The sequence below is a fragment of the Paenibacillus sp. FSL H8-0048 genome (genome assembly GCF_038002825.1).
Classification (GTDB): domain Bacteria; phylum Bacillota; class Bacilli; order Paenibacillales; family Paenibacillaceae; genus Paenibacillus_AQ.
In genome coordinates, this window is the sequence record NZ_JBBODF010000001.1 from 3923666 (window position 1) to 3947883 (window position 24218).

The 24218-nt window shown below is 55.3% G+C and carries 19 protein-coding genes; 4 read left to right on the top strand and 15 right to left on the bottom strand.

The window, feature by feature from the left end; translation table 11 throughout:
* Positions 1–64: 64 nt before the first annotated feature.
* The 6 genes from NSU18_RS16585 to acpS form a co-directional block, all read right to left on the bottom strand.
* A complete protein-coding gene (locus tag NSU18_RS16585; RefSeq protein ID WP_341149574.1) occupies positions 65–2974 on the bottom strand; it encodes an extracellular solute-binding protein in 2910 nt (969 codons plus the stop codon).
* A 175-nt stretch (positions 2975–3149) separates the two neighbouring features.
* Positions 3150–4565: an extracellular solute-binding protein gene (locus tag NSU18_RS16590; RefSeq protein ID WP_341149575.1), complete on the bottom strand. Its 1416-nt coding sequence runs from the start codon at positions 4563–4565 to the stop codon at positions 3150–3152.
* 563 nt (positions 4566–5128) lie between these two features.
* Positions 5129–6166 carry a LacI family DNA-binding transcriptional regulator gene (locus NSU18_RS16595; RefSeq protein WP_341014774.1) on the bottom strand — a complete coding sequence of 346 codons (1038 nt, stop codon included), beginning with the start codon at positions 6164–6166 and terminating at the stop codon, positions 5129–5131.
* Between the two features lie 219 nt (positions 6167–6385).
* Positions 6386–6622, bottom strand: a complete 237-nt coding sequence (locus NSU18_RS16600; protein WP_341149576.1) for a hypothetical protein — start codon at positions 6620–6622, stop codon at positions 6386–6388.
* A 322-nt stretch (positions 6623–6944) separates the two neighbouring features.
* On the bottom strand, positions 6945–8264 hold the full coding sequence (gene mutY / locus NSU18_RS16605; RefSeq protein WP_341149577.1) for an A/G-specific adenine glycosylase: 1320 nt from the start codon (positions 8262–8264) through the stop codon (positions 6945–6947).
* A 31-nt stretch (positions 8265–8295) separates the two neighbouring features.
* A complete protein-coding gene (acpS, locus tag NSU18_RS16610) occupies positions 8296–8700 on the bottom strand; it encodes a holo-ACP synthase (RefSeq protein WP_341149578.1) in 405 nt (134 codons plus the stop codon).
* Between the two features lie 290 nt (positions 8701–8990).
* On the opposite strand from acpS, the gene NSU18_RS16615 reads away from it, so the two are divergent.
* Complete coding sequence (locus NSU18_RS16615) at positions 8991–9809, top strand: alpha/beta hydrolase family protein (RefSeq protein ID WP_341149579.1); 819 nt, start codon at positions 8991–8993, stop codon at positions 9807–9809.
* 299 nt (positions 9810–10108) lie between these two features.
* Here the strand turns inward: NSU18_RS16615 and nadE are convergent, their stop codons facing one another.
* The 3 genes from nadE to NSU18_RS16630 all read right to left on the bottom strand — a co-directional run bounded on the left by nadE (position 10109) and on the right by NSU18_RS16630 (position 13401).
* Entirely contained in the window at positions 10109–10918 is an 810-nt protein-coding gene (nadE, locus tag NSU18_RS16620; RefSeq protein WP_341014780.1) for an ammonia-dependent NAD(+) synthetase, read from the bottom strand.
* Positions 10919–11062: 144 nt separating this feature from the next.
* Positions 11063–11497, bottom strand: a complete 435-nt coding sequence (locus tag NSU18_RS16625; RefSeq protein ID WP_341149580.1) for a BrxA/BrxB family bacilliredoxin — start codon at positions 11495–11497, stop codon at positions 11063–11065.
* 182 nt (positions 11498–11679) lie between these two features.
* The gene (locus tag NSU18_RS16630) at positions 11680–13401 is read right to left on the bottom strand and encodes an ATP-binding protein (protein ID WP_341149581.1); all 1722 of its coding nucleotides are present in this window, start codon (positions 13399–13401) and stop codon (positions 11680–11682) included.
* A 161-nt stretch (positions 13402–13562) separates the two neighbouring features.
* On the opposite strand from NSU18_RS16630, the gene NSU18_RS16635 reads away from it, so the two are divergent.
* Positions 13563–14822 (top strand): BaiN/RdsA family NAD(P)/FAD-dependent oxidoreductase, encoded by a 1260-nt coding sequence (locus NSU18_RS16635; RefSeq protein WP_341149582.1) that lies wholly within the window; start codon positions 13563–13565, stop codon positions 14820–14822.
* Between the two features lie 135 nt (positions 14823–14957).
* On the opposite strand, the gene NSU18_RS16640 is transcribed toward NSU18_RS16635, so the two are convergent.
* Positions 14958–16208 carry an ABC transporter permease gene (locus NSU18_RS16640; RefSeq protein ID WP_341149583.1) on the bottom strand — a complete coding sequence of 417 codons (1251 nt, stop codon included), beginning with the start codon at positions 16206–16208 and terminating at the stop codon, positions 14958–14960.
* On the bottom strand, positions 16205–17047 hold the full coding sequence (locus tag NSU18_RS16645; protein WP_341149584.1) for an ABC transporter ATP-binding protein: 843 nt from the start codon (positions 17045–17047) through the stop codon (positions 16205–16207). Before NSU18_RS16645 ends, NSU18_RS16640 begins: the two co-directional genes overlap by 4 nt.
* A 290-nt stretch (positions 17048–17337) precedes the next feature.
* On the opposite strand from NSU18_RS16645, the gene NSU18_RS16650 reads away from it, so the two are divergent.
* Positions 17338–17805: a MarR family winged helix-turn-helix transcriptional regulator gene (locus tag NSU18_RS16650; RefSeq protein WP_340757330.1), complete on the top strand. Its 468-nt coding sequence runs from the start codon at positions 17338–17340 to the stop codon at positions 17803–17805.
* 307 nt (positions 17806–18112) lie between these two features.
* On the opposite strand, the gene NSU18_RS16655 is transcribed toward NSU18_RS16650, so the two are convergent.
* The 3 genes from NSU18_RS16655 to NSU18_RS16665 all read right to left on the bottom strand — a co-directional run bounded on the left by NSU18_RS16655 (position 18113) and on the right by NSU18_RS16665 (position 20695).
* Positions 18113–19627 (bottom strand): MDR family MFS transporter, encoded by a 1515-nt coding sequence (locus NSU18_RS16655; RefSeq protein ID WP_341014787.1) that lies wholly within the window; start codon positions 19625–19627, stop codon positions 18113–18115.
* A gap of 9 nt (positions 19628–19636) precedes the next feature.
* Complete coding sequence (locus NSU18_RS16660; protein ID WP_341014788.1) at positions 19637–20215, bottom strand: GNAT family N-acetyltransferase; 579 nt, start codon at positions 20213–20215, stop codon at positions 19637–19639.
* A 180-nt stretch (positions 20216–20395) separates the two neighbouring features.
* Positions 20396–20695 carry a hypothetical protein gene (locus NSU18_RS16665; RefSeq protein WP_341014789.1) on the bottom strand — a complete coding sequence of 100 codons (300 nt, stop codon included), beginning with the start codon at positions 20693–20695 and terminating at the stop codon, positions 20396–20398.
* 230 nt (positions 20696–20925) lie between these two features.
* Between NSU18_RS16665 and NSU18_RS16670 the strand changes: the two genes are divergently transcribed.
* Positions 20926–21405 carry a GAF domain-containing protein gene (locus NSU18_RS16670; RefSeq protein WP_341149585.1) on the top strand — a complete coding sequence of 160 codons (480 nt, stop codon included), beginning with the start codon at positions 20926–20928 and terminating at the stop codon, positions 21403–21405.
* A gap of 329 nt (positions 21406–21734) precedes the next feature.
* Here the strand turns inward: NSU18_RS16670 and NSU18_RS16675 are convergent, their stop codons facing one another.
* Positions 21735–24167 carry a glycogen/starch/alpha-glucan phosphorylase gene (locus NSU18_RS16675; protein WP_341014791.1) on the bottom strand — a complete coding sequence of 811 codons (2433 nt, stop codon included), beginning with the start codon at positions 24165–24167 and terminating at the stop codon, positions 21735–21737.
* Between the last annotated feature and the right edge of the window lie 51 nt (positions 24168–24218).

The following is a 24218-nucleotide window of genomic DNA, read 5'->3' on the forward strand; positions in this document are numbered from 1 at the left end:
GGGACAGCCGGGGCTGAATCAAGGGTTCGGCCGTATTTTTCACTTTCTGCACAAGAGTCCCTCCCTATTCCCTTCGTTTCAAATCGAACTCTGCTCTCTTCTGGTCAATCTCATAGTCGATCTCCTGCACATAATCGTACAAGGCATCGGCGGTGTTCGTTCCATTGTTGATGACCTCGCGCAGCGCATTGTCCAGATGGCGGCCGGTGAAGTAACCGCCCGGCACCTCAGGCACACCCTGCACCCATTGCCACTGCTCCTCCAGATGGCGGTAATCGCTTGTCGGCCACGGCAGCTCCTTAAGTGCTTCAACGTTGGCGGTCGGATACCGCGCAGCCGCACCCATGAGGCCCTCCATCTCCCGTCCGAAGCGGACCTGCGAATCCTTGTCTACCCACCACTTCATGAATTCCCAGGCGGCATCCTTGTTCTTGGCCTGCCTCAGCATCAGGGCGGCAGTGCCCCCGCTGGCCACATCCCTGCGGATACTGCCGTCCGGCTGCTTCGTCCCCGGAACCGGAATGAATTCCCATAGCCCCTTAATCTCCGGCGCAGAGACTGTCAGATAGTTATAGAAGGTATAGTCCTGAATGCCGACCGGCATCTCGCCGGTGCGGAACCGCATCGGGAAGTCGAAGATCAGCGGCAGCTTGTAGCTGGTATAGAAATTGGTCCAGTTCTTGAAGGCAGCCAGCCCGGTCTCTGTATCGAGTCCGCTCTTCGCTCCGTTATTCAGATAAAAGGACCCGCCCATCTGATAGAGCAGCATAGCATAAGCGCGGTTGACCTCCAGCACCGGCACGCCTGTCGTCTGCGCGAGCGGCAGCGCCATATCCATCCGGTGCTTCTGCAGCACCGGAATCATTGCGTATACCTCATCCCAGGTCTGCGGCGGCTCAAGATTCAGCTCCTGCAGAATATCCTTCCGGTAGAACAGCATGTTGAATATTTGCTGCTCGGGCAGGGCAAAGACCTGATTCTCGAACCGGTACGGTACGAGCGCACTGTCTCTGAACTGCTTCACCACTTCCTCATAGCCGGGATACTTCGACAGATCCTCTGCCGCTTTACGCATTCCGAAGTTCACCGGCATATCATTGCCGACCTGCATTGCCACATCCGGGCCTTCTCCGGCCAGCGAAGCACGCAGCAGCACATTCGGACTCACCAGCTTCAGATTGACGCCTATGCCGGTGAGGGGAGTAAATGTATCATCAATCATTGCCTTCAGCACCTGCGCCTGGTCGCGGCCGGTTCCGATCCACACATCAATGGTCTCGCCGTTCTCCGTGGTATTGCCAATGGTGTTGTAATCCTCGAAGAACGAATGGGTGAAGGACGACACCTCATGCCCGATCTTCCGGAATACGGAAGAATTGGCCTTCGGCAGCTTCACATCCGGCGAAGACAGCAGCAGATAATCAATCTCCAGCGGCTGCTCCCGTACCTCCAGAATCCAGGAGCCTACGCTGCCGACATTGATTTTGAACTGCGACAGCCGCTTCTGCACCGTTTCCGGCTTGTCGGCCATGTCCGCCAGCTGATAGGCAGTTTTATTCAAGGTTGCGGTTTTATCACTCTTTTCCCCTGTAAGCCGGACCAGCTCTTCCGATACGCCATATAGAATCTGGCTCTGCTCACGGAAGACCGCCGTCATATCCGGGATTTGCTCCTCCAGCCTGTAATCGCGGTACGGATCTGGCACATTGCCTGTAATCATCAGGATTTTCCGGTACATCGCATTAATGTCCAGCACACTGGCCTCCACCTGGCGCAAGAGCGGTGCAATGGCTCCGAGGCTGACCTCCAGGTGCAATTCGTGTTTCCCTTTGCTTAAATAGAATAAATAGGGCTCTTCATCGGTCCCCAGCCGGTTCATCTGCCAATCCGAATCATAGTAGAACGGAATCTGCAGCATTTCCCGGAACGGGACCTCTCCGTCAATCCGCATAGAGCGTGTGGAATATATCCCTCTTAGCAGCTCCTGCCGGCCTTTGATGGTGATGTTGTACAGGCCGTCCTCCGGCGCTTCCACCTCCCAGGCGATCCATTGGCCCGGTACCCGCCAGTTGTTGCCGCCAATCGTGTTCATTCTGATCTTGGAGACATCGTACGGCTCTGTCGAAGGGCTGGAGCGGTCTGTGACCGGATACAAGGTCGGGGAGGATTTGTAGACCGCCGCTTCCCCCTGCACCTTCACCGTGTGGCCGCTGGTGGATTTATACCCCTTAGCCTCGTAGCTCTGCTTCACCTCTGCATAGGCAGCGGGTGCATCGTAGCTGTGCAGCTTAATATAGTCGATGACCATCGGCTCTCTGCTGGACACCATCGTCAAGGTGTGCCTTCCGGCCGACAGATAGAATTGGTAAGGCTCCTCATAGTAGCCTTCCGTATCTCTCAGCAGGGTCTCCTGCCAGGCCGGGGCCTCAATCTGGCGCGGCCGGAGATCATTGTCCCGGTTATCCTGCTGGATCTCCAGGTTCTCATTGACCCAGATCCGCCCGAAGGACAGATTGCGTGCGCTGGTGAACGGCAGCTTGCCGTCGATCAGCAGCTCACGTTCAATCGCCGAGCTTTTGCCCTTCACCGGATAATACCGGACAGAGATGTGGTACAGCCCGGACTTCGGTACATCCAGCTGCCACTCCACTGAACCGCTCTCCTCCGTTCTGACGTATCTTCCCGTCTCACCGCCAAGCTCCGTCAGCACCTCCGGGCTCATTCCCTCGGCCCCGGTATAATCGGCTCCCTTCAGCATAATTTCTTCACGGGGCTGCTCCTCGCCCTCGTATTGCTGCAGATAATGCTCATAGCTGCCCTCAGGCGGCTGCCGCATCTCCTGCCCGTTCCCCGTCACACCTTGTGCCTGGGCAGCAGGCAGCTCTGCACTTGCCGCAGGCAGCGCCATCATGGAGATCAGCATGACGGTTACAAGTGTCCGGTTCATCATCCGCCGGGATAATGATATTCTCACTCGGGTTCCCTCCTCTAGCAGACTTGCATATTAAGAGTGATACAGGTGCACACGGCTACGCCGCCCTATAAGGGCGGCTGCCGATTCTGCGGACTAACACAGCAGGTATTGCAAAGGACAAGCAGGTATTAAGCAAGAAAGCAGGTATTACCCTTGTTATAAGCTGTACTGTCCCCTATTTCTTCTCTTTATCCTGCTCACCGCTCAGTACCTTCTTGGCTGCGGCCTGCGCCGTTCCAATGACTTGGGCCACCCCTGTAGACGGTGTAATCTCGCCCTTCAGGAATTTCTCAGTCACCTTATCCAGCTGATCCTTGACGCCAAGACCGCCGTAACGTCCGCCGAAGACCCGCTCTACCTTACCTTCATCATTCATTGCATTGGCGATAGAGGCTTCATCCGGCAAAATATTCTCCATCGACAATCTGCGGTTCTCCTGCCAGCTGTCGAACGGCTGCAGATCCTCCCAGATCTTCACGATGGTATCCGCATCCTTGACCCCTTTGGGAATGGCATAGGCTGCTGTCTGGCCCAGCGGATCGTAGTACTTATCGGCCTGCGGGCCTTTTGGAATATAGACATATCCCCATTCATCCTTCATCTTGCCGAGAATACGCCCTTCGATTTCCCAGAGACCGCCCGGATACATAGCCACCGTTCCTTCTCCGAAATACTTAGCCGGGTCTTCCCAGTCATTGCCCTCGTTAGGCTTGAACACCTTATCCTGGGTGTAGAGCTTATGAAGGAAATTAAGCGCTTCCATCGATGCCGGTGAGTCAAAGACCGCCTTCTGGGTAGCTTCGTCGTAGATTTTACCGCCGTTGCTGGCGATCAGCAGCTCTGAGATCACATAATGGGCTCCGGCCAGACCGTACTGGTCAATCTTCCCGTCCCCGTTCTTGTCTATCGTCAGCTTCTTCGCCGCATCAAGCATCGTATTCCAGTTCCAGTTATCCTCATCCATCAGCTGCTGCGGGTCCTTCAGGCCTGCTTCCTTGAAAATACGCTTGTTGTAGAACACGCCGCTGTCGTTCGGGCTGTACCAGCTCTCCAGGCCATAGACCTTGTCGCCGCCGAAGCGCATGGAGTCAATCACGCTCTGATCGATGAGTGAATCCTTCAGATAATCATCCAGCGGTGTAAGGAAGCCGCCATGCATCAGGCCCCAGATGAACCCGTCCGGCAGCCGGACAATCTCGGCAAACGGATCGCTTGCCATAACGGAAGAGGACAGCTTCTCAGCGGTGGACCAATACTCTGTATTCAGGTATTTAATCTTGACGTTGTATTTCTCTTCCACCGCTTTGATCCGCTCGCGGGCAAGCTCATCTGCCTCTGAATCCCCGACAGGAGTGGCATCCCACCAGTGGGAAATGCGGATCTCCCGCCCGTTCAGATTGGCAGCCGGCGTTGCCGCGGGCGCTTCCGTTGCCGCTGCCGGCGTTTCACTGGCTGCCGGAGCCTGAGTCGCCTCCGCCGCCGGTGTTGCCGGTGCAGCCGCATTATTCCCGCCGCTGCAACCGGTTACAAGTGTAACTACGGCTGTCAGCAGCATGAGCCAAGCCGAGCTTTTCTTCTTCAACTGTTTCACTGTTCGCCACGCTCCCCTAATTTCAGTGATGTTAAGCCAATTCAAGATTGAACTGATTCAAGCCTGTCTGCGTCCGTCCCCCGCTCCCTTCACGATGTCATATTTATATAGTGGCGTATGCCAGCATATAAGCCCTTAAGATAAGCCTTGAGATGATGAAAAGAAAACCTCGAAATTAAATGAGCTTGGATACAGAGTGAGTGACTGGTAGGTTACGGCTGCGATTTTCTTATACTTTTCAAATTACCAGTAAATTTACAAACTCATATTGTCCCATATGTACCGCCAGAGTAACCGCTTACTCAAAATATAAAAAATAATGAAATGGGTTTCATGAAATCCATTTCATTATAACTTCTGGTTATCCTCTGGTCAATCCTACTTTACACAAATTTCATGCTTCAATCCAAAAACTTTCCAGAATACAGGCCCCCTCGTGCTGACGCACTCCACCTACGCCTGGAAAGTTCTTGACCGCTCCTGGATGAGCATACTTGAATGCGCGCGGCAGGCTTGTCTGGCAAGCGGCTTCCGTTAGGCTACTATGCGTGCTATTACGTGAGCTACTTCGCGGGATTTTTCGGGCGTCCCGTGCTGTCGCGTACCACCAGCTTTGGCTGGAGCACCGTACGTTTCCTGGGATTTCTGCCGCTGATCAGCTCATGAAGCATCTCTACAGACAGCTCCCCCAGCTGGTTGGTGTTCTGTGATACCGTGGTCAGCTCCGGAATTACCGCTCTGGACAAGGGCGAATTGTCGAACCCGACGATCGACAGATCCTCCGGTATCTTCAGCCCATGCTGGGTGGCAGACTTCAACGCCCCGATGGCTGTAAAATCATTCACACACAGCACCGCTGTCGGCCGGTCCTCCTGCTCCAGCATCCGGTCCATCAGCGCACGCCCGCCCTCGATTGAGAAGTCGTGGAACATGACCCAATCCTTGCGCAGCGTAAGCCCATACTCTTTCAGCTTCATCCTCACAGACTTCAGCTTCACTTGGGTTGTGGAGGTCTCCTCCATTCCCCCGAGGAACCCGATTCTCCGGTGCCCCAGGTCCAGCAGATGCTGGGTGGCCAGTGCAGCCCCTTCCTCTTCATCGGTATAAATGCGGTGCAGGCCGCTCCGGGGCAGATTACCGTTGACCAGCACAATCGGTACATGCTTCGACAGCTCCACGACTTCCTGCGATAACGCCGGCGGACAATGATCCAGGTTAATTCTGCCGCCCAGGAAAATAATCCCGTCCACTCTTTTCTCCCGCAGAATGCTAAGGTACTCCGACTCACGGCTATGCTCACCAGCCGTATCACAGAGAAAGAAGGTATAGCGCTTCTCTCTGGCTACATTCTCGGCTCCCCAGAAGACCTCCGGGAAAAAGGGGTTGGTGATGTCAGGCAAAATCATGGCAATCGTGCCAGTCTCCTTCTTGAGCAGACTGCGGGCCAGCGCGTTCGGCTGAAACTGGTGCTTCTCAATCACAGCCATGATGATCTCCCGGGTGCTCTCCTTGACCGGAGCTGTATTGTTGAGGACACGGGAGACTGTGGCTACGGACACCTGGGCCTCCTTAGCGATATCATATATGGTAATCGTCTTCATCCTTTACCTCCTTGGTCTAGCGTTCTTGACTTATGGCAACTTATATCCGGGGCGGATGGGTGCGGGGGTTGGGGTGAGCAGGAGATAGGGCAGAGCGGTTAGAGTTGGCAGGATGCGAGGGGGTGGGCGCGGCGAATTCAGGGGTATTTTGGACTCATTTTACTCCACCGCCCGCTTTGGGCCAATTCAGGCCAATTCAGGGGTAGTTGTGCTCTTCATTTAGGCCTGCTGCCTACTTTGGGTATTTTTAATGGGATTTATCCCTTTGATTGTGCCATTCGACTCAATTTCGGCACATTCAATGGGATTTATCCCTCTAATTTCACCGCGCGGCCCACTTTCGGCACATTCAATGGGATTTATCCCTTTGATTGCGCCATTCGACTCAATTTCGGCACATTCTATGGGATTTATCCCTTTGATTGTGCCATGCAGCTCCACTTTCGGCACATTCAATGGGATTTATCCCTTTGATTGTGCCATGCGGCTTACTTTAGTTAGTGGCGCACATATACTATACTTTCGGCTGTTGAGGTCAGGTAATTTATAATTTCAGTTTGTCCACATCCGATGCCCCCACATTTGCTCAACAGCACACGGAAGCGGCGGCATTCTCTTTAAGAGGACGGCAGCCGTTGCAGCGTTGATGAGAGGATGAGAGAAGTACCCCCGTTTAGCAATAAACATACTAATCTTTACACTGCAACCGGCAGCAGTGCTGCTCATATCCCGGTGGACTGGCACAGCGGGGAACAGCATCACAGCGGTGGCTGGGAGTCTACATCCCTTGCTCATCGAAATAGCTGTTCAGCAGCTTGAGGAACACATTCGGAAAGGCGTAATTCTTCATGTCCTCGCGGCTGATCCAGCGCTGTGCTCCGCTGTCTGCCGCATCGGCTGCGGCATCCCCGCTGTCGAACAGCGCCAGCGGTGCGTCTTCCGCTGGCTGTGCCCCCAGCGCCGCAGCCACACGCTCCGCATGTGCCGCTTCAGCGCCCAGCGGGCTGTCGCCGCGCTCCGCAGGCGCCGCTCCGTACACGGCGCGGCTCTCCGCTGCCAGCGGCAGCGCCGCCTCTTCCCTGCAGCGGTACACCTGCAGGGTCCACACAATATGGCTGAATGTATGCTCCGCAGCCATCCAGTGCCCCTCAGGCCGGGCATGAATCCCGGCCTGGCTCATGGACCGGCGCAGCCGGTCCAGCGCTGCCGCTTCCGGCAGCAGCGCACCGCGCGCGCCGCCCACCTCAGCAGGCGGCGCAGGCCAGTGCGGCAGCTCCCACATGCGGGCCAAAAGCCCGCTGGCCGGCCGCTGCCGGATCAGTACCCGGCCCGCGTGCTCGCCGCGGCCCTCGACCAGGGCGGCCAGCCGCTCCTCCGGACGCGGCGGCTTCGCCTTGGTCTTGACGGGCAGCGAGGCCTCGCAGCCCGCCAGCCGCGCGGCGCAGTGCTCCATCACCGGGCACGGAAGGCAGCGCGGCGATTTCGGCGTGCAGATGAGCGCGCCAAGCTCCATCAGCGCCTGATTGAAGCTGCCCGCCTCCCCTTCGGGGATGAGCTCGGCAGCGAGCTTTTCCATTTTCACACGGGTCGGGCCCTTGGCAATGTCATCCTCAATCAGAAAATACCTGGATAAGACGCGCATCACATTGCCATCCACCGCCGGCTCCGGCCGGTTGAACGCGATGCTCAGAATAGCACCCGCTGTATACGGGCCTACGCCCTTCAGGCCGAATACGGCATCGCGGTCATCCGGCACTTGTCCCCCGTACAGCTCCTTGACCTGCTTCGCGGCATGCTGGAGATTCCGGGCACGCGAGTAGTAGCCAAGTCCCTCCCAGCACTTCAGCACCTCTTCCTCCGGTGCATCTGCGAGCGCCTCCACGGTTGGAAATTGCTCAATGAAACGGTTGAAATAAGGAATTACCGTATCTACCCGGGTCTGCTGCAGCATAATCTCTGAGATCCAGATGTAATACGGGTTGCGGTGGCGCCGCCACGGCAGGTCCCGCTTCTGGAGGTGGTACCATTCCAGCAGGAACCGGCTGAAGAATAACTTGGCTTCCTGCTGCGCTTCTATGTGCTTCTCATCTGTGGTCATCGCTATTCTCCTTGCCGTTCAATTGATATAATTACAGGCGGTAACCGGGTATCTGCTCTACCACCGCGAAGGCCGAGGCCAGCCCGCGGCTATGCGTAATAGTGAGATGAATAACATACGCCTCCTTCGGCAGACCCAGCCGGGACCAGGACTCCTCCGACAGTATGGCTACTGGCTTGCCCAGTGCATCCGGCAGAATCTCAATGTCCTGAAAGCCCACCATCTGACCGATTCCGCAGCCGAGCGCCTTCACAACCGCTTCCTTGGCCGAGAATCTCCCGGCAATGAATTCCGCTGTCTTTGCGCCTTTGCCTGCAGCCAGCGCCAGCTCCTGCCGGGTCAGAATTCTCCGGGAGAAGCGGCTGCCCAGGCTGCCCTCCGTTATCCCGGCAACCCTGCCGATTTCCAGCACATCATGCCCGATTCCGTAAATCACACTCCCACACCTCTCCTGGCTCAGCATTCCTTAACCCTCTTATATTACCTTCTATCCTTACCCTGCGTCTAATGATATGATCTTGCTAGGACTCCACAGATCTCATGTAACAGTGAAGCCTGTCAGCATCTTGACCAAGTATTATTAATAATAGTCTTAGCGTCAGCTTTCTGCTATCTTAAAAGAAAAAAAACTGAAAGTCTAATACACCTAAACACACATATCAGGTAAATCCAGCAATTGAGGTAAAACAAGAAGTTCCAAGATATCCAGGAAAGGAAGAATACCTTATGTCCCGTAATTTTGAATTACCCGCAGGAGAGGATGCGGTGCTTCGCTGTTCCCATTTTCCCGCCCAGGGAGAGGCCCGCAGTGTGATAGTTATCGCTCACGGCTACAAAGGCTTCAAGGATTGGGGGATGTTCCCGTATACGGCACAGGCGCTCAGCGGCGAGCATGAAGTGATCACCTTCAACTTCTCCCATGCCGGCATCGGCGAGGATCTGCAGAATTTCACCGAGCTGGACAAATTCGCCCGCAACACCTACCAGCGCGAGATCAAGGATATGGAGATTCTGCTCTCTTATCTGAGCCAGCACCACAGGTTCGGCAGCCTCCCGCTCTTCCTGCTAGGGCATAGCCGCGGCGGGGGCGACTCGCTCCTCTACGCACTGGATCATCCGGGAGAAATCACCGGGGTCATCTCCTGGAACGGGATCACTAACCTGGATCTGTTCACAGAGCAGCAGAAGAGGGAGATGCGGGAAAAGGGCCGGACCCATGTGCTCAACGGACGGACCGGACAGCAAATGCCGCTGGATGCCATCATTATAGAGGACCTGGAGCAGCAGGCGGAGCGTTACCAGATTCTGGAGCGGATGAAGCAGGCCCGCTTCCCCGTTGTCCTGATTCAAGGCAGTGAGGACGGCGGGCATCTGCGGCGCGGCTCCGAGCAGTTGATCCGGCTGCGGCCGGATATTGAATGGTTGCAGATTCCCGGCGGCAATCATACCTTTGGCACCATTCATCCTTTTGCCGGAACGACCCCCCAGTTAGAACAGGCGATATCCGCTACCAGAGAGTTCATCGACCGGGTGCTGGCAGAATAACAGCATAGTTTATAGTTAGTCCCACATACATGGCTGCCTTGAGAATGTGTTCGGTTTTCCGCATATATCCGGCCCATGCTCCTTCGCACCAGCCCACTGCCTTGGAGGAGCCCAGACCATTCAGATTCTTGCTTTCACAGGTGAAAACGGCTTTGCCGTCCTTGTAAAGAACGGTACCGTTTCAGCGAGAAATAGAAGGATAATGTATCGTGTGCAGCATATAAATTCTTATATTTGAACAAAAACCGCCGGAGCGTCTGCATCAAACGCAGCGCTCCGGCGGCCCCGGCATAACCTGCTTAGATCCCCGGAATACGATCGCGCTTATGCGCCGTTCTCCGGAAGAAGCGCTCCAGCTTCTCAGCCGCTTCAGGGCTGACGGTCTTCCCTTCCAGATAATCGCTGTTCTCCTCATAGGTGATTCCAAGCTCTGTCTCATCCGTCTGGCCCGGCCAGAGTCCGGCCGTCGGCGCTTTGGTTACGATATCCGCCGGCACGCCAAGCGCCGCAGCCAGCTGCCGCACCTGCCGTTTGTTCAGGGATGACAGCGGTGTTATATCGACGGCGCCATCGCCCCACTTCGTATAGAATCCTGTAATGGCTTCAGAAGCATGATCGGTACCCACCACCAGCAGATTGTTCTCAAAAGCAAGCGCATACTGCATCACCATCCGCGTTCTCGCTTTTACATTCCCTTTGCCCTGATGGGTGATATGCTTGTGCTGTCCCAGGGCCTTCAGGCTATGCTCGACCTCCAGGGCGATCTCGTTCACCGCTTCTTCAATATTGGTCTCCACCGTATGGGTCAGCTCAAAAGCCCGGGCCACCGCATAGCTGTGCTCAATATCCTCCTGCTCCCCGTAAGGCTGGAACACCCCGAGTGTCATATACTCCTTGCCTTCCTCCGCCGTCAGCTCGTCCGTAGCCAGCTTGCACAGACCCGCAGCCACCGCACTGTCCACCCCACCGCTAATTGCAATCAGCAGACCTCTGGCCCCTGCCTGAAGCGCATACGCTTTCAGGAAATCCACACGCTTACGTATCTCCGCATCCGTATCAATTACCGGCTTCACTCCAAGCGTAGCAATAATCTCTTCCTGCAGACTCACAGGACCACCCCGTTTCTTAGAATTGTATTCCCTGCCCTTAATATTAGAAAAAAAATCCCGCATGAGCCAAGCCTCCGGCTGACGGCTGGCTGATGCGGGATCATTACTTATTGATGCTGCTGCCCTCAGGCTGCAGGACATTCTTTACTTGCACACGCGGTCAAAAACTTCCTTCAGCTCCGCAGCAATCTCGGCGGCCGAACGGTCTTCCACACCGTGACGTTCGATGAAGTGAACCAGTTCGCCGTCTTTCATCAGGGCGATGGACGGGGACGATGGCGGATACGGAGCGAAATATTCACGCGCCTTGGCGGTAGCTTCCTTCTCCTGACCGGCAAATACGGTGAACAGGTGATCCGGCAGAATCTCGTTCTGCAGCGCCTGCGCTACCCCTGGACGGCACTGTCCGGCGGCACAGCCGCATACGGAGTTAACAACAACCAGCGAAGTTCCCTTGGCTGCCGGAAGGGCTGCTTCCACATCCTCCGGGGTCAATAGCTCCTGAAATCCGATGCTTGTCAGATCGTCGCGCATAGGTTGAATAGAATCTCTCATATATTGATTAAAAGACATGGACATTTCTCTGCACTCTCCTTCATCACTTGAATTGAGATACGGCCCTGAACCCGGATAACGTTACCGCGTTCCAGCACTACTTGCTAACTTTATTATACATACATACTCTGCGAAAGCAAGAGAAGCGGCCTTGCTCCAGCCTGCCGCTGAACAGCCCCGAAACGGTGCCCGTCACCCCGGAATCGCTACATATATACAGGGCTCTGGACCGCTCCCTCTCTGGACTCCACCGGGAAAGTAACGATGACCGAGGTCCCGCACCCTACCTCCGATTCTACCCGGATCGTCCCGTTATGCCGCTCTGCAATGCTAAGGCAGAGCGACAGCCCAAGACCTGTCCCCTGGCTCTTGGTGGTGAAGAACGGGGTGAACAATTGTTCTAGCTGGCTCGCGGGCATGCCGCCTCCTGTATCCGTTATAATCAGCAGCACGGTATCCTCATGCTCACAGGCAGCCAGCGTCAGTACGCCCTTGGCCTCCATCGCCTCCATGGCGTTGCGGGCCAGATTCAGAATCAGTTGCTTAATCTCCCGGACATTGAGCTGCAGCAGCGGCATCGTCGGACTGATCTTCAGTTCAACACTTTGGCCGCGGAGATTGGCATCTGCCCAGATCAGCGGCGCAAGCTCCTCCAGAATAGGCTGGAGCCCGGCCGGCTCCTTGTACGATACACGGGTCTGTGCCAGCGACAGAAAGTCATTGATGATGCTGTTGGCCCGGTCCAGCTCCTCCATGACAATATGATAATAGGAGTGGAGATCCTCCGGGCTCTTTTCCCGCATCAGCTGCAGAAAGCCGCGTACTACCGCCATCGGGTTACGGATCTCATGCGTAATTCCCGCAGCCATCTGCCCCACCAGCGACAGACGCTCGACATTATCAAGCTCACTGCGGATTTTCTCCTCTTCCGTCAAATCCTGAATAATCATGACGATTCCGCCCGGCTGCCCCGATTCATGCTGGAGCGGCGCAGTAAAAATATGATAGGTCATCGAATCAACCCTGATCTTGGTATTGGAACGCTGCCTGCTGCGCAGAACCTCATGTAACCGGGTGAGGGCGGCCTCATCCATGCTTTTGCCGAAGAGCTCACTGGCCGGACTGGACAAAATAATCTCTCTGGTCAACAGGGGGCAATGACGCTGCATCAGGCTCAGCATGTATTCATTCAGCTCTGTCACATACCCGTTGTCATCGAATTCCATAATATTCAGCGGAACTACATTCGTGATCTGCTGCAGCTTCTCCGACTCCCACTGGAATTTCTCCGAGATCCCCTGCATTTGTATCCTGACTTGCAGCTTGTCCCACGACTTATCGATATAGATGATAAACAAGGCGCCCAGAATTAAAGCCGTCAAGGCATATAGCCCGGCCAAGGCGGCTTCAGCAGGATGGATATCCAGGACACTTCGGCCCTGCATATTCGGTACAATGACAATGAACAGCATGCTCGGAAAAAGCGCGCCCCACAGAATGCCGATTTTGCCGGGAATCGCGGATTTCTTGAACAGTCCGGACATACCGAAGAGCAGCGGATACATCAGCACCCCTGTATTCAAGAAAAGATGCTCTATCCCTGACGGCATCGAGAATAATGCAGTACAGAAGAAGAAATACAGTGCCAGGTACACGCTGGAGGGCAGGTTAGCATATAAGATCCCAAGATAGGCCGGGAGAATCGCCAGATTCAAATAGACCACTCCAAACATCGTAGCCGATAGCGCCATGCACAGCGTAATGCCCAGCGCGCAGCAGATTATCAGAAAGGTATGGTCATCGGGGAACCTGATGTTCCGGCGCAGGGGATCGCCCCGGTCCAGCCTCCACTGAAAAAGAAACAGGAACATGCAGGCAGCCGATATTTGCAATAAAATATCCTTTACCGCATAAATAATTGCAATCACTCCTCAAATTGGTTAAAATTCCTTTTCCACTTAGATTAAAGCATACCCGCGCATTCCTGACAACGATAATCAGGTTTCGGTCGCTTGGACCTGGCTACACTCCGCCTGGAATGGTATGATGCCGTTAATAGAGTACCGCAATAAGCAAAAGGAGCAAATGAATGAATAGCTATGATGTAATCGTCATTGGAGGCGGCCCGTCCGGGCTGATGGCCAGCGTAGCCGCAGCCGGACACGGGGCGTCCGTACTTCTGATCGACAAAGGGGCGAAGCTGGGCCGCAAGCTGGGGATTTCGGGAGGCGGGCGCTGCAATGTTACCAATATAAAGGAGACCTCGGAGCTGATCGCCCATATTCCGGGCAACGGCCGCTTTTTATACAGCTCGTTTGACCATTTCAACAACCGGGATATTATAGATTTCTTCGAGGGGCTGGGCATCGCCTTGAAAGAGGAGGATAACGGGCGGATGTTCCCCGTATCGGACAAGGCTGCAAGCGTAGTATCCGCTCTGATCGGCAAAGTACGGAGCCTTGGCGTGCAGATCATGACGGACAGTCCGGTCCGGGAGGTTCTCTACGGGGAAGGAGCCGTCCGGGGCATCCGCCTGGAGTCAGGCAAAGCCTTCAGTGCGAAGGCTGTCATCATCGCCACCGGAGGCAAGTCAGTGCCGCAGACGGGCTCTACCGGCGACGGATACCCTTGGGCTGCCGCTGCCGGACATACGATCACGGAGCTGTTCCCGACTGAAGTCCCTATTCTCTCCCGGGAGCCGTGGATCAAATCCGGGGAGCTGCAGGGCTTGTCCCTCCGCGATGTCACGCTTACCGTCTGGAATCTGAGGGGCAAGAGGGTGATCTCCCACCGGGGAGATATGATCTTCACCCACTTCGGCTTGTCCGGCCCGATTGCGCTGCGCTGCAGCCAGTTCCTGCGCCAGGTTCAGCAGAAGTCGGGAACCGATACCGTGGAGATGTCCATCGACCTGTTCCCGGACCTGTCCCTCCAGGAGGCGGAATCTATGCTCCAGAATAAGCTCGATCTGGAGCCTAAGAAGGCTATCCGCAACTCGCTGAAGGGACTCCTGCCCGAGCGCCTGATCCCGCTGCTGCTGGCGAAGGGTGGGCTTGACGGGGAGATTACAGGCCATCATCTGCCCAAAACTGGCCTGGGGGCGCTGGCTTCCCTGGTGAAGCGGATGCCCGTTCAGGTTCATGGGACTCGTTCCCTGGCGGAAGCCTTTGTGACCGGCGGGGGAGTTGCGCTCAAGGAAATCGACCCCAAGACTATGCAGTCCAAGCTGACCGCAGGCCTCTATTTCTGCGGTGAGATTCTTGATATTCACGGGTATACCGGCGGCTATAATATTACCGCTGCCTTCTCCACCGGCTATACGGCCGGCAAGCATGCGGCGGAGCAATAAGGCTGATAAGCAGCGCAGATAGTCAGCTTCTGTCTGGCCTGTGATCCGAGAGCATCCCGGATGCTGCCAGTGACAGCCGGAACAGCCGGAACAGCAAAAAGCCTTCCCCGGCTTACGGAGGAAGGCTCTTTGCTGTTATCTTGCAAACTTTATGACACTGAATATACGGCCGATCCAGATTCCGCCGGCAGCCCCGACAGGGATAAAGATCAGCAGGCCCCACCAGCCGTAGGCCGGAATGCAGACCATAGCGGAGCACAGGACGGCGAAGGGCGTCAGCAGAATGGGCATCGCCTTGGAACCGGCGTCCGCTTTCTGCGCCTTGGTGAACGGCAGAATGCCGATATAATCATCCCCGGAGAACAGATTCCAGAAGGAGGTCAGCCAGTAGGCCATCAGGCATGTCAAGGTGGCGTACAGCAGCCATTTCAGTACTACAGGCACAATAAGAATGGCTACCAGCGACACCCCGGTGAATTGCAAATACAGCTTGAGATGGGCCGGATTGCGCAGCATCGCCTTTATCCCTGCGGCGGCAAAGCGGCTCTCGGGCAACTTCGAAGCCAGCAGCGGCTGTGACTTGCGGAAGATCCAGGGCTTGTAGCGTGTCGGGCGCGGCTTATCCAGCACACGGCGCAGCAGAATCGCTGCAATGCTCATCCGCTGCTTGTAGTCTTCGCGCACATCATTCATGAACGTGCCGCGCAGGCGCAGGCGGGCTCTGAAGGCCAGGACGGTCACTGCCGCGTAGGCGGCAGCCGCAAGGAACAGAAGGGCCGGGCTGTCCTTCCAGAAGAGCGCGAGACGCAGGTAGATCCCACAGGGTACGGCCACCGCAAGGATCAGCCACAGCCGGCGGCGGAAGCCCTGCCGCTGCACCTTGACGATATGGCCCAGCAGCTTAACGGCCCAGCTGCAGGCCATCGTTAGCGCCAGCAGGCCATAGGCGCTTGCCGCGCTCAGCTCATAGCCGCGGATCAGAAACGGCAGCAGAATGACGTACACCGCCGCCATCTTCAGCGCAGTTACCGCTAGGCTATAGACCATGCCGCCCTTGAGGATCGTGCTGATCCAGTTCTGCCGCTGCCGCAGGAACAGCAGATCCCCTTCCTGGAGCAGCAGCACGATGCCTCCCGTAGCCAGCAGAATAGCCAGCAGCGAAGGCACGACCACAAAGGGTACATGGCTGAACCAGCCCGGAAGATTGCCGTTCCAGTAGCCATAATAGAAGCGGCCGCCGAGTAAGCCCCCCGGGATGAGGATATACAGCAGTACTGTCCAGTCTACAGCCGTACGGATAATAGCAGTCTGCTCCCGGAAATGGGAGAACAGTCTTCGTCTTAAAAGATTTCTTGCAGCCGGGAACGCAAATGAATTCCGGCTCATGTTAATTCGTCGAAGCAATCAAACAGCGATCCCTCCGGCAGCCCCGCTTCCCCGCGTATCGCCGCAAGTGTCCCCTCGGCGGCAATTTTGCCTCCGGAGATCAGAATGAAGCTGTCGCAGATTTTCTCCGCTGTATCCAGAACATGTGTGGACATCAGCACCCCGGCACCGCGTTCCCGTTCCGCCTCCAGCAGGCGCAGGAAATCCTTGGTCGCCCTGGGATCAAGCCCGATGAACGGCTCATCCACTATATAGACATCCGGCTGTACCAGGAAGCCAAGCATGAGCATCATCTTCTGCTTCATCCCCTTGGAGAAGCCCGCCGGCAGATCATCCCGCACATGGGTCATGCTGAACTGTACCAGCAGCTGTTCGGCCGTGGACTCGAAGGCTTCATAGCTTAAGCCATAGGCAGCGGCAGCCAGATCAAGATGCTCCCACAGCGTAAGGTCCTCGTAGAATACCGGCTGCTCCGGTACGTAGGCGTAGGACTGATTCTCGCCGCCAAGCTTCACCCGGGCCTTGGCATGCTTCAGCAGACCAAGCAGCGTCTTGATTGTAGTGCTTTTGCCGGCCCCGTTCGGTCCGATCAGTCCCAGCAGCTCGCCCTTCCGCACCTGGAAGGAGATTCCTGAGATACGGATGTCGCCTGCCTCATAGCCCGCTTCCTCAATCACCACATCAAGCACGGTATCCTCTTCATCGTAGTCATCATCGTCGTCGTAATAGTTGTTGAGCCGGTCCTCCGGCTGCTTCGGAGCCTTCTGTTCCTCTGAGCCTTCTGTCTCTTCCATCTCTATCTCCATCCCCTGTATCATCATTAAATATAATGCGATCATAGCACCATAGACGAGCCTTTGCTGCAATAATTTTCACCCTTCACCTGTCCCCCGGTCTGTAGCTTTCATTATACGGATAACCAGTGACTGACTTCAAATTTCGTGCAGGTATACATTTTTTATGCACCTTCAAAAGATTGTTCAATTTTTTATTATTAAAAGTGTGCTTATTGTGACAAATGACATGTTCTTCAATCTTTGTTTGACGTATTGTAAAACTAGATATCAGGAAGCAAGTATTCCAAACCGTGCGGATAACCCCGTACGATTAACAATAGAGGTGGAGAAGCATGATACAATCCTATGAACGCGATACTCAGTTGACCCTGCATTTGTACAGAGTTTTTGCCAAGTCCTTCAAGAGCATTAATGAGCATGCTGTAACCGGCAGCAAGATCGAAGGCTTCAACCCGACCGCCTTCGCAGTCATGGAGGTTCTCTATTACAAAGGATCGCAGCCGATCCAGCAGATCGGTGCCAAGCTGCTGCTTCAGAGCGGCAACGTTACTTATGTGATCGACAAGCTGGAAGAACGCGGCTACCTGCAGCGCAAGCCTTGCCCAAGTGACCGCCGCGTTATTTTTGCCGAGCTGACTACAGAGGGCGAACGCCTGATGAACGAGATGTATCCGAAGTACTCGGAGCGCCTGCATCTGGCCTTCAGCGGACTCAGCGACGAAGAGAAGGAACAGATGATTGTGCTGCTGAAGAAGATGGGCCTGCAGGCCGAGAAGCTCTCCCCGCTCCCGCGCAAATAAGGGTAGTTGAGGAATCGGGGATTGTGAATATATTCACTAATCTGGCCGGTTATCAGAATAAGGGTTGTTCCAAAGAGCATGAACTGGCTGCTTGGAACAACCCTTTGTTTTGAGCAGGATTAACGTAAGCACCCGGGTGGACGCTGCGTGAACGTACCGCATTCGGGCCGTGTACCTGCTTTAGTCCATATGCCGCGTACCCGCCCATTGTATTCGGTTGTATGCTTTCAAAAAAACGCTCATTTGGTAAATGGAAGGTCCGCCATCCATGCCCAAAGGAGCGTTTTTTCCGAATAAAATTTATAGCTTAACGCTTCGACGGTATGCTTGCTTCCTGTATGGAAGGCACCCCTTGGTCAAGACGCACCGAGATCACCAGAGAGATCACAGCGAACACCGCCATTACGATGAACAGGGAGTGCAGACCGCCCTCCAGCGCACCTTGCAGACTGCTCCAGGCTTCCTTGGGCAGCACGCTTCCGCTATGCGGGTTAAGCAGCTGGTTAATATCTGCGCCGGAGGCGGCAGCTTCAGGCTGTTCCGCCAGCTTGCGGTCAATACTGAAGTTCAGCCACGAGCCGAAGATCGCCACCCCGACGGTCTGCCCGAGTGAGCGGGTGAAGGTGTTCAGTGCAGTAGACGCACCGCGCTGCTCATGCTGCACCGAGGACTGGGCGATAATGGTGAAGACGGTCGAGGCATAGCCGAAGCCCACCCCGCAGCACAGCATCAGCACCAGAAGCAGCTGCTGCGAGGAGTCTGCATTCATCAGCGTAAGCCCCACAGCCGCGATAACTATCAGCAACAGGCCGAGCATCCCCGTGCGGCGCGTGCCTGCACGCAGAATCATCCGCCCGCCCGCAATGGAGCCCAGCATCCAGCCGACTGACATCGGCGCCAGGAGCAGACCTGAGAGCGCGGCACTTTTGCCGAATACACCCTGCACCCACAGCGGAACATACGTAGACAGCCCGATAATGAGCGTACTGACCAGCAGATTCGCACCTGTAGAGACTGCAATATTACGGATGGAGAATAGCTCCAGCGGCAGCATGGGCTCGGCGGCCCGGCGCTCCACGACCAGGAACACCACCAGCAGCAGGACAGCCGCGAGGAGAATGGCCAGCAGCAGCGGAGAAGTCCAAGGCAGACTCTGACCCCCAGTTGTCAGGCCAAACAGCAGCGCTCCCATCCCTGCAGCGAACAGCAGCACTCCGGCTACATCGATCTTCGTCTTACGGCGGACCTTCTCTTCCTTCAGGTACCGTGAGATGAAGATAATCGACAGCAGGCCGAACGGCAGATTGAACACGAATACCCAGCGCCAGCTTAAATAATCAACTACATAACCGCCTAGCAGCGGTCCGACCAGCGAAGAAATCCCCCACACCGAGCTAAGCAGCCCCTGCGTCTTCGCCCGTTCCTTCAGGCTGTAGATATCTCCGATAATGGTAAAAGTCATCGGAATCAGTGCCCCGGCACCGATCCCTTGAATACCCCGGTAAATAATCAGCTGCTGCATACTCTGCGAGACTCCGCATAACAGCGAGCCTGCCAGGAAGACTACAGCGCCGCCTATGAACACAGGCTTCCTCCCGATCAGATCACTCAGCTTGCCAAAAATCGGCGTGGTCACTGCCATCGCCAGCAGATAAGCTGTAAAGATCCAGCTCAGCCACTGCATCCCCTGAAAATCCCCTACGATAGCCGGACCCGCCGGACCCGTTACCGTCCCTTCAATCGCTGCCAGAAATGTTGCCAGCAGTACGCCTGTCAATATTAACTTCCGCTGCTTTTCCCCCAGTGAACTCAATGAATCCATACCTTCTCTCTATGTTCTCTTTGCTCTATCTTCTACGCCCGTATCTCCTTGCAGCAGGGAATACATCACTACATCCTGATAGCCGGATGCCGTATGCCGGTATTGCCGCAGCAGCCCTTCCTGCCGGAAGCCAAGTCCCGTGAGCAGCCGCTCTGCGCGAAGGTTGTCCGGATGGCACAGGGCTTCCATCCGGTTCAGCCCCATGCTCTGGAAGCCGAACGCAAGCACCAGCTCCAGGGCTTCCCGCATATACCCCTGACGCATGGCTGCCGGTGACAGCTCGAAGCCGATCTCTCCCCGGTAAGCGCCTTGCAGCTGCCAGTGGTTATAGCCGCAGCTGCCGATGACACTGCCTTCCGGGTCCAGAATGCTCCAGCGCAGGCTCTCTTCCTCCACGGCCCACTCCGCCAGCAGGGCAATCAGTGCTTCTGCATCCTCCACAGAGGACAGAGGCGGGCCATCCAGCCAGGGCGCTACCGCCGGATGGCTCCAAATCCCGAACAGCGCCTGCGCGTCCGCAGGCAGCATCGCCCGCAGACGCACCCTCCGTCCGCTTAATTCCGGGATAACCCCTCCGCACACATACATGTCCCCGTCCCCTTTCAACCCTACCAGTATACATCTTATTCTGCCCGGGCGGCGCGTTTACCTGTCACTCCCGCTTATCCATCACAAACAGCGTCTGACCCTATGGCTTCCCGCCACACGGTCAGACGCTGTACCTTATACCCAAGTGTTATGTTATATTCCGTGCAGCAGCATTCAGAATTAACCTGAAGCACCCGCTGCCTTAACCGGCTTAAGCACCTCGGTGCACAGCACGCCAAGCTTGGCCTGAATAGCTTTGAATTCTTCGATTCCCGTTCCCGTGACACTATAAGCGTCGCCATGGGCGGTGAGGAAATTCTCCTGGGTCAGCCGTTCCAGCTCCTGTTTCACTTCGCGCTCCGCCACCCGGTACCCCAGGCTCTCCAGCTCCGGCAGCATTTCCGTTAGTGTCAGATCCTTCTCATGTGCACAATATAGCATATGGATTCCAATAAACAAGTTCTGTACGTCGGCGCGCATATTTCACTCCTTCTGGCTACTAGCCTGCTGTATTTATAAAAGCATTACCCTGCCCTGAGTTCCCGGAAACATCCTCACTTCCAGGGTTCTTACTTCTTCCTCTTCTTCCACTAAGCGGGAAAACCTGTTAATCCTTGATTGTACTTGACGTATCGCGCTTCCCTGTACTATCTTGATAGTTAACAGTTATGGGATTCATACTGACTCAAGGTACAGGAAGGTGATGCTTCATGTTTCAAGCCATGCCTTATGATGGCACCCGCAGCGAACGGTTCGAAGCCGTTCTCAGCCAGCTCGGGGCACTGATGGAGGGTGAACCCAGCGCCATTGCCAACTTGGCCAACGCTTCGGCGCTGTTAAAGCTCTCTCTGCCGGACACCAACTGGACCGGCTTCTACTTGTTTGACGGCAAAGAGCTGGTGCTCGGCCCCTTCCAGGGACTTCCGGCCTGCATCCGGATTCCGCTGGGCCGCGGTGTCTGCGGAACAGCAGCCGCTGAACGCCGCACGCTAGTGGTCGGCGATGTTCATGCCTTCCCCGGACATATTGCCTGCGATGCTGCCTCCAACAGTGAAATCGTTGTTCCGCTGCTCAAAGGGGACACCCTCTATGGCGTACTGGATATCGACAGCCCGCTTAAGCACCGCTTCGACGACGAGGAGCGCCGCTTCCTCGAACGGTTCGCAGCCATGGTATCCGAGGTGCTCTAAGGCTAGCCTTCGTCATCAGCAGCAAGTAAGTCCTGAACCGCAAGTGGAAACGGCATTGCCGTCCTTTTAAAGGACGGTACCGTTTCAGCGAGAAAGAGAAGGATAATTATAGCGCAAAGCATATAAATTCTTATCTTTCAAAATAACCCCGCAAAGTGGAGCTTAGCTTTGATGATGACTCAGGTGCTTTGCGGGGACCCCAAAACATATCAATTCTTAATCAAAGAAGCCGCCCCACCGCAGGAATGATCCCTGGATGGAGCGGCTTTGCTGTTCTGATTACACCGCCCGGACATGCGGCTATGAAGCTGCAGCCCGTACCTATGGTGTTACAGCCGGATCGGATCGATATGCCAGATCTCGGCGGCGTAGCGGCTAATCGTATTGTCGCTGGAGAATTTGCCGGAATGGCCAATATTGATGATCGACTTCTTCAGCCATTCCTTCTGGTTCCGGTAAGCCAGGTCAATCTTGACATGGGTCTCCACATAGCTGGCGAAATCCTTAAGCACGAAGAATTCGTCGTTGTTGTCAATCAGCGACTGGAAGAGCGTATCAAACTCCTGGGCATGGGAGCTGAAGGGACCAGGGACGATTAGCTGATCCAAGACCTCTTTTACCCGGCCGTCGCCATTATAGATATCGCGGGCGTGGTATCCGCCGTACTGGTAATAATCAAGTACCTGCTCCGCCCGTAGACCGAACAGGAACATATTATTGTCCCCTACCATCTCATGCATCTCCACGTTAGCCCCGTCCATGGTTCCAATCGTCAGCGCACCGTTCATCATGAACTTCATGTTGCCGGTACCGGAGGCTTCCTTGCTCGCCGTGGAGATCTGCTCGCTGACATCAGCGGCCGGAATAATCTTCTCCGCCAGCGATACCGAATAATTCTCCAGGAAGAAGATCCGGATCTTCCCGTTAATGTCCGGGTCTTTGTTGACTACATCAGCCACCGTATTGATCAGCTTAATGATCCGCTTGGCCAGATGATAGCTCGGAGCAGCCTTGGCCCCGAAGATGAAGGTCCGCGGCACGATATTAATGGATGGATTATCCTTGATCTGATTATACAAATGCATAATATGAAGCACGTTCAGCAATTGACGCTTATAGGCATGCAGGCGCTTGACCTGTACATCAAAGATCGAGTCGGGATCTACCGCAATACCGTGTTTTTTCGTGATATATTCAGCCAGATGCAGCTTGTTGCGGCGTTTGATGGCAGCCACCTGCTCCTGGAAGGAGGCATCCTCACTGTATTTGATCAGTCCGATCATCTCCTGCGGCTGATGCATCCAGCGGGTGCCGATCGACTCGCTGATCAGTCCGGCAAGCCCGGGATTGGCATGCTGCAGCCAGCGGCGGTGCGTAATGCCGTTGGTCTTGTTATTGAAGCGGTGCGGATACATCTCATTGAACAGCCGCATCTCACGCTTTTGCAGAATCTCCGTATGCAGCGCTGCTACACCGTTCACACTGTGGCTGGCGACAATCGCCAGATGTGCCATCCGTACCTGATCGTCGTGGATGATCGCCATCTGATTAATCCGGTCCTGGTCTCCGGGATATTTGCTCATCAGTTCGCCGCAGAAGCGGGCGTTAATCTCTTCAATAATCAGGAAGATGCGCGGAAGCAGCTCTCTGACCATGCTGATCGGCCACTTCTCCAGGGCTTCGCTCAGAATGGTATGGTTGGTATACGACACCATCCGGGTAGTCATGCTCCAGGCCTGATCCCAGCCCAGATTATAGACATCCATCAGAATGCGCATCAGCTCAGGGATCACCAGCGTAGGGTGAGTGTCATTGATATGCAGGGCTACCTTGTCAGGCAGGCTGTCAATCGGCAGGCCTGTCTTGGCGAAGGTCCGGATAATACTCTGCAGGCCGGCACTGCACATGAAGTACTGCTGCTTCAGACGAAGCAGCTTGCCTTCGTACTGGGAATCATCGGGATACAGGAATTCAGAGATGGATTCCACCGAACGCTTGTATTCCAGGAACTTGTGATAATCCGTACCGCCCTGAGTGCCGAAGACTCTCGATGGCTGGGTGATGGACTCGGCACTCCAGTTCCGCAGCGTGTTGACATGTCTGCGGTCTGCACCGATCACCGGGATATCATACGGAACCGCCCGTACGGCTTCATAATCCTTGTGCTCGAATACAAGCTCATCATTCTCCCAGCGGGTATCCACATGTCCCCAGAAGTGCACCTCTACCTGCTTATCTTCGCGGCGGACTTCCCACACGTTGTCATTCTGCAGCCAGTAATCCGGCAGCTCCACCTGATAGCCGTCTACAATCTTCTGCTCGAACAAGCCGTATTTATAACGGATGCCGCAGCCGTGTCCTGCATATTGCAGGGAAGCGAGCGAATCCAGGAAGCAAGCGGCAAGGCGGCCCAGGCCCCCGTTGCCAAGACCCGCATCGGCCTCCACCTCTTCGATATCCTGCAGACAGAATCCCAGATCCGCGAGACCCTCGCGGACAACCTCCAGCACGCCCATATTCAGCAGGTTATTGCCCAGCAGCCTGCCGATCAGGAATTCCATGGAGAAATAGTATACCTGCTTATCCTTATCGATCTTGAACTTCTGATTGGTGTCCGCCCAGTCCTTACCGGCATTCTCGCGGATCATGTTGCCGAGAATATTATAAATGTCAGCGTTCGAAGCTTCTTCCAGCGGCTTGCCTAATTTCCCGATGAGTTTCTCACGGAACACTTGTTTGAAAGTCTCTTTATCGTTGAACAACAGCAGGTTCCTCCTTACAGGGTGCATGTATTGGTTGATAATAATGCCTAT